The 9720-nt window shown below is 71.8% G+C and carries 10 protein-coding genes; 7 read left to right on the top strand and 3 right to left on the bottom strand.

The features are described from left to right. Nucleotides 1-157: 157 nt before the first annotated feature. Nucleotides 158-544: an ester cyclase gene (locus HKK72_RS30880; protein ID WP_187237967.1), complete on the top strand. Its 387-nt coding sequence runs from the start codon at nucleotides 158-160 to the stop codon at nucleotides 542-544. 128 nt (nucleotides 545-672) lie between these two features. Here the strand turns inward: HKK72_RS30880 and HKK72_RS30875 are convergent, their stop codons facing one another. After that, on the bottom strand, nucleotides 673-4134 hold the full coding sequence (locus HKK72_RS30875; protein WP_187237966.1) for a BTAD domain-containing putative transcriptional regulator: 3462 nt from the start codon (nucleotides 4132-4134) through the stop codon (nucleotides 673-675). 150 nt (nucleotides 4135-4284) lie between these two features. Here HKK72_RS30875 and HKK72_RS30870 point away from each other — a divergent pair, with 150 nt between their 5' ends. Both HKK72_RS30870 and HKK72_RS30865 read left to right on the top strand, forming a co-directional pair. Further along, nucleotides 4285-4872 (top strand): NADPH-dependent FMN reductase, encoded by a 588-nt coding sequence (locus HKK72_RS30870; RefSeq protein ID WP_187237965.1) that lies wholly within the window; start codon nucleotides 4285-4287, stop codon nucleotides 4870-4872. 65 nt (nucleotides 4873-4937) lie between these two features. After that, complete coding sequence (locus HKK72_RS30865; protein WP_187237964.1) at nucleotides 4938-5507, top strand: dihydrofolate reductase family protein; 570 nt, start codon at nucleotides 4938-4940, stop codon at nucleotides 5505-5507. A 12-nt stretch (nucleotides 5508-5519) separates the two neighbouring features. Here HKK72_RS30865 and HKK72_RS30860 read toward each other — a convergent pair whose 3' ends face one another. Next, nucleotides 5520-6623: an aldo/keto reductase gene (locus tag HKK72_RS30860; RefSeq protein WP_187237963.1), complete on the bottom strand. Its 1104-nt coding sequence runs from the start codon at nucleotides 6621-6623 to the stop codon at nucleotides 5520-5522. Between the two features lie 96 nt (nucleotides 6624-6719). Between HKK72_RS30860 and HKK72_RS30855 the strand changes: the two genes are divergently transcribed. Both HKK72_RS30855 and HKK72_RS30850 read left to right on the top strand, forming a co-directional pair. Next, nucleotides 6720-7319, top strand: coding sequence for a cupin domain-containing protein (locus tag HKK72_RS30855; protein ID WP_187237962.1), 600 nt, complete (start codon nucleotides 6720-6722; stop codon nucleotides 7317-7319). Between the two features lie 45 nt (nucleotides 7320-7364). Further along, entirely contained in the window at nucleotides 7365-7667 is a 303-nt protein-coding gene (locus HKK72_RS30850; RefSeq protein WP_187237961.1) for a helix-turn-helix transcriptional regulator, read from the top strand. 8 nt (nucleotides 7668-7675) lie between these two features. Here the strand turns inward: HKK72_RS30850 and HKK72_RS30845 are convergent, their stop codons facing one another. Further along, the gene (locus HKK72_RS30845; protein ID WP_222721353.1) at nucleotides 7676-8572 is read right to left on the bottom strand and encodes a LysR family transcriptional regulator; all 897 of its coding nucleotides are present in this window, start codon (nucleotides 8570-8572) and stop codon (nucleotides 7676-7678) included. 130 nt (nucleotides 8573-8702) lie between these two features. Between HKK72_RS30845 and HKK72_RS30840 the strand changes: the two genes are divergently transcribed. Together HKK72_RS30840 and HKK72_RS30835 are read left to right on the top strand one after the other, a co-directional pair. Further along, nucleotides 8703-9131, top strand: a complete 429-nt coding sequence (locus tag HKK72_RS30840) for a nuclear transport factor 2 family protein (RefSeq protein WP_187237959.1) — start codon at nucleotides 8703-8705, stop codon at nucleotides 9129-9131. A 23-nt stretch (nucleotides 9132-9154) separates the two neighbouring features. Beyond that, the coding region (locus HKK72_RS30835; RefSeq protein ID WP_187237958.1) for a nuclear transport factor 2 family protein at nucleotides 9155-9720 on the top strand (566 nt) is incomplete at its 3' end.

Below are 9720 nucleotides of genomic sequence, written 5' to 3'. Positions count from 1 at the left end.
TCGCCGGTGCGGGGTCGGGCGGCTGTCCGGACATGTCGCCACTAGCTTAACCGGGGCGCCGCACCGTATGCTTCTGACCGTAACCGGGGCGGCGCACCGCTTACCGAGCGGTGCCGCTCATCATGACTCGGCCTGCCGGCCACGAGGAGATACGCCGATGACTACACGCGGGGACGCCAGCGCCCTGGTGCGGCAGATGCAGGAGTGCTTCAACAACCGGCAATTCGACCAGGGCGACGACCTGCACACCCCCGGCTTCTTCAGCCATCCGCTCGGCGCCACCGGATTCGAGGCGGGCAAGGACGCCTGGCGCACGCTCGTTGCCCGGTTCCCCGGCATCCGCGTCGTCGCCCAGGACATCCTGGTCGACGGCGACAGGGCCGCTGTCCGCTCGACCGTCGAGGGGATCACGACCCCCGACGACGACGACGCGCAGCCCATGCTGTTCGAGATCTTCCGCATCGACAATGGCCGGTTCGCGGAGATGTGGGGGGCCAGCACGGGATTCCCGCCCTCAGCCAGCCCTGAGAACGTGCTCAGCTAGCCCCGAGATTTGCGGCCGCCGGGTGAGCCGATCGGTGCGGCAACCACAGAAAGTGCTCCTGACTTGGGACGATAGGGGAGTCGATGTCCTTATCCGGCCCAGGTCGGCGGCGGAGTGAATCATCGAGGCTAGGAGCCGACGCCGGTCCTCGTGACAGAGCGGGCTCTTCCCTCCGTTGCGGCCACCAGGGACTGCAGCTCTTCGGGGGTGAGCGTGCCGCCGAGTTCCGTCTCGGCGGCGAAGCGGTCCTCGCCCACCGCGTCACGAACGCGCGCGGTGATCCGATCGATGTCGCCCTGTTCGGCGGCGGTCGCGGGCACGGAGCCGGACACCCGGATCGCGGCCGCCGCGCCCAGGAATCGGGCGGCACGGTCGTGGTCTCCGGCGAGGGCCAATGCCCCGGCGAGACCGTCCAGGGCGCTCGGCATGTCGCGGGAGCCGGCGAACCTGGCGGTGAGGTCGAGTGACTCCAGGTGCAGGGCCAGCGCCACCGCCGCCTCGCCCCGCTGCTCGGCGACGAAGCCCAGCTCGGTCAAGATCATGGGCAGGTACGGGGGCGGGACCTGCTCGTCGTCCAGCCGCGGGGTCCGGCTCAGCATGTCACGCAGATGGGTCTCCGCGCGGTCGACGTGGCCGTCCCTTCGGGCGGCGAAGGCGAGCCCGATCTGGGCGAAGATCTGCCCGGTCTGGTGGCCCTGCTCGACGGCGAGCCGCAGGGCCCGCTCGCATGGTTCCCGCGCATCCGCGTAGTCGCCGCGCTGCAGAGCGATCCAGCCCAGCCAGGCCAGCCGTCCGGCGACCTCCGTCCACAGTCCGAGTTCCTCGGCCATGCGCAGACCGTCCCGATGCAGCCGCTCGGCCCGCTCGAGGTCACCGGACATCTCGGCCAGTCCGGCGAGCCAGCCCGTGGCCTCCAGCAGGCCCCAGCGGTCCCCGAGTTCGCCGAACAGCTCCGCGCTGCGCTCGCCGTCGCGTTCGAGCGCGACCAGGTCGCCTCGGACATGCGCGAGCTTGGCGCGGGTGGCCAGGACCGCGGCCGTTCCCCATTGGTCGCCGAGTGCCTGGAAGACCGGTAGTGCCCGGCTCGCCAGATCTTCGGCGACGGCGAAGTCGCCCAGATCGACCCCGGTGTAGGCCAGGAACCACTCGGCTCTCGCACGCCCGCGCGGGGCGTCCACGCCCTCGAACAGCCGCAGGACCGCTCGGCGGCGCTCGTCCCGGTCCGCGACGTCGCCGTGGAGGAACCCGATACCGGCGTCCCAGGCCCGGGCCTCGGCTCGGCGAGCCGAGACCGGAACGGCGGACGCCTCGCTGCGAGACCCGGGGACCCGACCGGCACCGGGCGCCTCCTCGCCCCCCTCGGCCACGGCGAGCGCCGCCGCCAGTGATCGCCGGGCCTCGGCCACCCGGCCGCGCAGGAACCAGTACCACGTCATCGCGTTGACAAGACGCAGCGCGCCGCCCGCGTCCGCGTCCCTCACCGCCGTGTTGAGCGCGGCGCGAAGGTTGGCGGCCTCGGCGTCGAGGCGCCGCAGCCACCGCCGCTGGTCCGCTCCGTGCAGGTACGGCCCGGCCTCCTCGGCGAGAGCGGCGTAGTAGGCGTGGTGCCGCCGACGTACCCGCTCGAACTCCCCCGCCTCCTGGAGGCGCTCAACGCAGTAGGCCGCCACCGACTCCAGCAGCCGGTACCGAGGCGCGTCCGCACCGTCGACCATGACCACCAGAGACCGGTCCACCAGGCGAGCCAGCAGGTCGAGCACGTCCAGGCCGTCGAGTTCGCCGTCCGCGCAGACGGCCTCGGCGGCCTCCAGCGTGCAGCCGTCGGCGTGCAATGCCAGCCGTCGCAGCACGACGCGTTCGGGGCCGGGCAGCAGCTCCCAACTCCAGTCGATCATCGCCAGCAGCGTCTGCTGGCGCGGTGGCGCGCCGCGGTGCCCGGTGGCGAGCAGCCGGAACCGGTCGTCCAGGCGCTCGACCAGGCCGTGCACGCCCAGTGCCCGCACCCTCGTCGCCGCCAGTTCCAGGGCCAGCGGGATGCCGTCCAGCCGGCGGCACAGCACGGCGACCGCCGGAGCGGTGCCGGTGTCGAGGGTGAAGCCCCGGGCCGCGGCGGACGCGCGCGCCACGAACAACCGCACCGAACCGGTCCGCTCCAGTGCCGCGAGGTCGGCGGCCGGGTCGGGCACCTCCAGCGGCGGAACACTCCAGACCACTTCACCGGCCAGGCCGAGGGGCTCCTGGCTGGTGGTCAGCAGCCGCAGCCCGGGGGCCGCCCGCAGCAGCAGTTCCGCGAGTTCGGCGACCGGTTCGACGACGTGCTCGCAGTTGTCCAGCACCAGCAGCAGCCGCCGGGTGCGCAGCGCCTCGGTGAGCCGGTCTACGGCGGTCACCGGCTCACCGTGCTCCGCGGAGCCGGTGATGTCCCGGATGTCCAGCGCCACCATGATCGTCTCAGCCAGCCGGGTCACCGCGTCCTGGTCGGCGGCCCGGTCGAGCGCGGCCAGCTCCACCAGCCACACGCCATCGGAAAACGGGCCGGCGGCATCGGCCGGAGGGGGAAGCCCATCGGAGCCGGGCGCCGCCGTAGGGCCGGAGAGATCGTCACCGCGCGGGGTGACCAGCCGTCCGGCCGTCTCGACCGCAAGCCGGGTCTTGCCCACCCCGCCCGGCCCGGTGAGTGTCACCAGGCGGTCGGCCGCCAACCGGGCGATGATCTCGGCGACCGCGTCGTCCCTGCCGATCAGATCGGTCAGCGGCGCGGGCAGGCTCGGGGCCCGGCGATTCGCGGCGGCCCGTTCGGCGGCTCCTTCGGCGGTCCGGATCGCCGATGGATCCACCACGGCGGGGGCGGCCAGTGCGGGATCCTGGGTCAGGATCGCGCGGTGCAGAGCCACCAGACCCGGCCCCGGGTCCAACCCCAGTTCGTCGGCCAGCAACGCGCGCAGCCTCTCGTAGCTGTCGAGGGCCTCACTCTGCCGTCCCGAGCGGTAGAGGGCGCGCATGTGCGCGGCGCGCAACCTCTCGCGCAGCGGATGCTCGGCGAGCAGATCACCGAGTTCTCCGGCCAGCGCGGTGTGCTCGCCCAGCGCCAGCCATGCCTCTGCCCTGTCCTCCTGCGCGGTCAGCCGCTGCTCGGCCAGGAGGGTGATCGCGGCCCGGGTGAACGGCTCGTCGCAGAAGTCGGCGAACGCCGGCCCCCGCCACGACGCCAGCGCGTCGGACAGCAGCGCCGCCCTCGCGCCGGGCTCGCCGGCCCGGCCGGCCTCGGCGATCAGGGCGCGGAATCTGTCGGCGTCGGTGTCGGCCTTCAGCAGATAGCCCGCCGGGAGGTGCAGCACCAGTTCCCGGCCGCCCGGCTCGGCGTCCTCCAGCACCCGTCGCAGCTGCGAGACCTTGGCCGACAGCGCGCCTGCGGGGTTGCCCGGCAGGTCGTCGCCCCACAGGTCGTCGATCAGCCGGTCGGCGGGCACCGGCCGTCCCTCGTGCACCAGGAGATCGGCCAGGAGCGCGCGGACCTTCAGCCCGGGCACGGCGACGGGCTCACCGTCGGCCGTCCACACGGCCAGCGGCCCCAGCACCCCGAAAAGCATGAGGGCCACGATAACGGCATGCCAGGTCCCCCTCTCGTCGCCTTACGCACCGGCCGAACCCGGCCGTAAGCCGACGAGAAACAAGCCGTAAAGGGCCTGCGGCACAGTCGGACACGTCGAGCCGGATACGAGCACCGAGGAGGGCGGGAGATGTCGGAGAGCGAGCGGCTGCGGCTGGCGGTCATCATCGGCAGCACGCGGAGCGGCCGGTTCGGCCCCACCGTGGCCGGCTGGTTCGCCGCCAAAGCCCGCCGCCGCGCGGACCTGGAGGTCGACCTCATCGACCTGGCCGAGGCCGGCCTGCCGCAGAACCTCACCGACCAGGACGAGCCCGTTCCCCCGCAGGTACGGGCACTGGCGCCGCGGCTGACCGCCGCCGACGCCTTCGCTGTGGTCACCCCCGAGTACAACCGGAGCTTTCCCGCTCCGCTCAAGACCGCCATCGACTGGTACTACGAGGAGTGGCAGGCCAAACCCGTCACCTTCGTCGCCTATGGCCGGGAGTCCGGCGGCCTGCACGCCATCGGCCAGCTGCGCGAGATCTTCACCGAACTCAACGCCGTGGCCATCCGCGACGCGATCTGCCTCCCCCGCTACTGGGACCTGTTCGCCGCCGACGGCTCCTGGCCCAAACCCACCGCCGACTGCAACGCCGCCGCCGCGACCGCGCTCGACCGGCTGTCCTGGTGGGCCCACGCACTACGGGACGCCCGGGCAAGGCGCCCCTACGGCACGTGAGCCGCCCCTCATCTCCACGCCCCACGACCCGATCCCACGATCCTGATCACCATCCGGAGGAAGTCATGAGAAAGATCATCGCTACTACGTACACCACGCTCGACGGCTTCATCGACAACCCGCACCTGTGGTCCATGAAGTACTCGAACGAGGAGGCCCAGGCGTACGCGGTCGACCTGCTCTTCGGCAGCGACGCCCTCCTGCTGGGGCGGGTCACCTACGAGGGCATGGCGGCGGCCTGGCCGTCCATGGGCGGCAACCCCTACGCCGACCGCGCGAACAGCATGGCCAAGTACGTGGTCTCCTCGACCCTGGAGAAGGCCGAGTGGAACAACTCGACCATCATCCCCGGCGACGACCTCGTCACCGAGGTGACCAGGCTCAAGCAGCAGCCCGGCCAGAACATCCTGATCTGGGGCTGTGGCCGGCTCACCGACACGCTCATGGAGCACGGTCTGCTCGACGAGTACCGCATCTGGGTCTACCCGGTCATCCTCGGGAAGGGGGAGCGCCTGTTCCGCGAGGGCGTCGAGGCGACCCTGAGGCACGAGGACACCACGACCTTCAGCACGGGCGTCGTCGTCCTCACCTACCGGCCGGTGAGCGCGGACGGCGACGCGGCGACCGCCGGCTGAGCGGCACCGTGATCAAGGGACACCGCCGGCGTCCCCGGGGCACACCGCCCCGGGGACGCCGGCGGCACTCGTCCGGCCCGGCAGGCCACCGCCGTCAGGCCGTCTGCGGCAGGCGGGTGGCCAGGTCGCCCTGGATCCAGGTGGGTACTCGAGGGGCACTGCGCTGACGCCGTCGAGCTCATCGAGGTCCTGTGCGGTCAGCACCAGATCGTCGGCGGCGAGGTTGTCGATGAGCTGGTCGGGACGTCTGGCCCCGACGATGGTGCTCGTCACGCCCGGCTGGGCGAAGACCCAGGCCAGAGCGACGCGGGACACCTGGACCTCATGGCGGGCGGCGACCACCCGCAGCGCGTCGATGATGTCGTAGGCCCGTTCGCGGTCCACGAGCGGAAAGTCGGCCTTGGCCCGGCGCGCGTTGTCGTCGGTGGTGCCGGTGCGGTCGAACTTGCCGGAGAGCAGGCCGCCCGCCAGCGGGCTCCAGACCAGCAGACCGAGACCCTGGTCGCGGAGCGCGGGCAGGATCTCCCGCTCGAGCTCCCGCCCGGCGAGGGAGTAGTAGGACTGCAGCGAGACGAACCGGGCCAGCCCGCGCCGGTCCGAGACGCCGAGGGTCTTCATCAGCTGCCAGGCGGCGAGGTTCGAGGCGCCGATATAGCGGATCTTGCCCTGGCGAACGGCGTCGTCGAGAGCGCCCAGCGACTCCTCGAAGGGCGTCAGCGAGTCGAAACTGTGAATCTGGTACAGATCGATGTGATCAGTGCCCAGCCTGCGCAGGCTGTCCTCGAGAGACTGCATGATGTGCAGCCGGGACAGGCCGACGTCATTGGGGCCGCCGCCCATCCGGGCGTAGGTCTTGGTGGCGATCAGCACGTCCCGGCGGCGGGATCCGAGCGCCTTGCCGACGAGCTCCTCCGATTCGCCCATGCCGTAGATATCCGCGGTGTCGATGAGGTTGACCCCGTGGTCCAGCGCGATGCCGATCAGCCGGTCGGTGTCCCTCAGATCCAATCCGCCGACCACGTCCCACGGCGGGATACCGGCGCCCCCGAAGGTCATCGCTCCGAGCGCGATGCGCGAGACGAAGACGCCGGTGGTGCCGAGTTGCTCGTACTTCACTGTCCAACTCCTCTGGAATGCCTGCTTAGAGGCTATGAACAGCCGGATGGATAATCCATGAGAGACAGTCCGCAAGATGTGCTCGATCGTCCGGAGATGGCCATGGATCCCCTGTCCGACGTCCTGTCCCTGCTGAACGTCAGCAGCGCGTCACCTTCACGCCTGGAGGCCGGCGGCCGGTGGGCCCTCGCCTTCAAGGGCTACCAGCACGTCAAGGTCGGCGCCGTCGTGGCCGGTTCCTGCTGGATCACGGCCGAGCACACCGCGCCCGTACGCGTGGAGGCCGGGGACTGCTATCTGCTGGCCAGCGGTCGCCCGTACCAGCTGGCCGGAGACCTGGACACCCCGCCCGCCGACGGCTACGCCATGTTCGCCGCCGCCGCCTCCAGCACCCTCCGCTACGGCACCGAGCCGGACGGCGCCGCCCGGACCATCATGATCGGCGGCAACGTCACCTTCGACGAGACCACGGCCGCCCTGCTCCTCGACAATCTGCCGTCGGTCGCCCGCATCCCCGCAGGAACCCACTCAGCCCAGGTGCTGCACCCGACCCTGCGGCTGCTCGCCGACGAGACCGCGGCGGCGCTGCCCGGAGCCGAGGTGATGACCGAGCACCTCACCCAGATCCTGTTCATCCACGCACTGCGCACGTTGATGAGCACCGGCTCCGGCGGCGACGAGAGCGTCCCGGGCTGACTCGGAGCGCTGACCGACCCGCAGATCGGAGCCGCGCTCACCCTGATGCACCAACGGGCCTCGCACCGGTGGACGGTCGGCGAGCTCGCGATGGCCGTGGGGATGTCCCGCTCCACGTTCGCTCTGCGGTTCAAGACCCTGGTGGGCCTGCCTCCGCTCGACTACCTGCTGCGCTGGCGGGTCCGCGCCGCCGAGCGGGCGCTCCGGGACGGCAATCGCACCGTGGCCTCGGTGGCCGCGGAGTGGGGCTACGCGTCCGAGAGCGCCTTCAGCAACGCCTTCAAGCGCATCACCGGCCAGCCGCCGGCCCGATACCGCACTGAGAGACGACCGGCGCTCGCGCCGTAGACCGCGGCTCACGGAGGCGAGCTCTCGGTGCAGGCTTCGACGAAGTCGCGAACGACCGCCCGGTGGTCGCCGGCGCGCCAGGCGATGGCCAGCCGTGCCGGGGACAGTCCCGTGACCGGCCGGGTGACGATGCCGGGTCTGCGGTAGATGGCGGCGTTGCCCGAGCTGAGCAGGGCGATGCCCAGCCCGTTCGTGATTGCCTCGAACGTCTCGTCGGCATTGGCCACTGTGGCGCCGATCCGTACGGGACGGCCGGCGCGCTGTTCGATCGCGAGCCAGTGGTCGCGCACCGTACCGGCGGCGTCCGGGAGGGCGAGGAACGGCTCGTCGAGAAGTTCGGCGAAGGCGACCTCCTCGTTCCCGGCGAGCCGGTGCGCGGCCGGCAGGGCGACCCAGCGCAGTTCGGTGACGAGGACGCGCGAGGCGAGCGGCGGCTGCACCGGGGCGGGCAGCCAGATCAGCGCGACGTCGGCCGAACCGTCGGCCAGCCCAGCCGTCGGGTCGCCCCAGTCCACCTGTCGAGGCTGAATCCGCCAGGACGGGTGCCGCCTCGTGAAGCGCTCGACGGCCGACGGCAGCAGATCGCGGCCCACACTCGTCGACATTCCCACCCGCAGCATCGCCGTCTCGGCGGCGGCCGCGTCGGCGACGGCACGCTGCGCCTCGTCCCACCGGGCGACGATGTCCCGGGCCGGCGAGACCAGGGCGCTGCCGGCCGCGGTCAACGCGACCGAGCGCCGGTCACGGACGAACAACGGCACCCGCAGCGTCGCCTCCAGCCGCCCGATCTGCTTGCTCAGGGCGGGCTGGGACACGAACAGCCGCTCCGCCGCCCGGGTGAAGTGCAGTTCCTCGGCGACCGCGAGGAAATAGCGAAGATCCCGTACATGGACGTCCATAGCCATTGGTTATCACCAGAGGTCTTGGACACGCCATCGGCGGCGCCCGCACGCTGTCCTCATGCGATCGACCCCCACGCGAACACCCCTCAAAAGAACACCCCTCAGACGAACGACCCTCAAACGAGCGACGGCGGTGTGCACGGTCGTGCCGGCGATGGCGGCCGGGGGCTGCGGTGGGTCCGGGCCCACCCCCGCGGCGTCGCACCCCTCGGCCATGTCGTCCACGGCCCGCTCCGATGCGGCGGCGGACGTCGCCGCGCCCGGCCGGGCGTACGTCGACGCGGTGAACAAGGAGGACCTGACCGGCCTGGCCGAGGCGTTCACGACGGACGCCGAGATCGTCGACGTCAGCAGAAGCATCCGCGGTCGCGAGGCGATCCGCGACTGGGCCGCCGCGGAGGTCATCGGCGGACGGCTGCGCATACTGCGGATCACGCCCATGGCCGGCGGCCAGGATCTGCTCGTGCACTGGGCCCCCTCCGGGTCCGACGGCTGGCGGGCGCACTACCGCTTCACCTACCGCGACGGCGCCATCGCGCGGGCCGACCTGCAGTACGCCTGAAGAGCAGCGACCAGGAGGAAGACATGACGACAGCAGGACGGCACAGCGCGTCCCGCCGTGGAGTGGTGACGGCCGCCGCACTGGGCGTGGCGGGCTTGGGCGCGCTGGGGGCCGCTCCCGCGGCCGCGGCGGGAGCTCCTCAACCCGGATCGACGGCGGGTTCGCCGCAGGATCGGGAGGCGGTGCGCGCCGTCGTGGACGGCATCGACCAGGCGGTGGACGCCAAGGACTGGGCTCTGTGCAGGAGATACTTCACCGATCAGGTGGACGTGGACTTCGTGGCGCTCGACGGCGGCGCTCCCGCCCGGATGGCCGCCGACGAGCTCGTCGGTGCCTGGCGGCGCAACCTGTACGAGCAGAAGAAGAGCTTCCACATGCGCGGCAACCACGACATCCGGATCGACGGCGACCGGGCCGGCGTGCGCTCGAAGGGCTACGCGTTCAACCGGCTGGAGCGGCCACTCGGTGATGATCTCTGGGAGGTCTGGGGCGACTACGCCCACCGGCTCGTCCGGACGAGAGAGGGGTGGCGCTGCTCCGCCATCGCCCTGACCGCCGTCACGCACGCCCGCGGGAACGAGCTCGTGCG

Origin of the sequence: Actinomadura sp. HBU206391, from assembly GCF_014323665.1 — a bacterium.
Lineage (GTDB): Bacteria > Actinomycetota > Actinomycetes > Streptosporangiales > Streptosporangiaceae > Actinomadura_C.
This window is presented reverse-complemented; position numbering and strand designations above follow the sequence as displayed.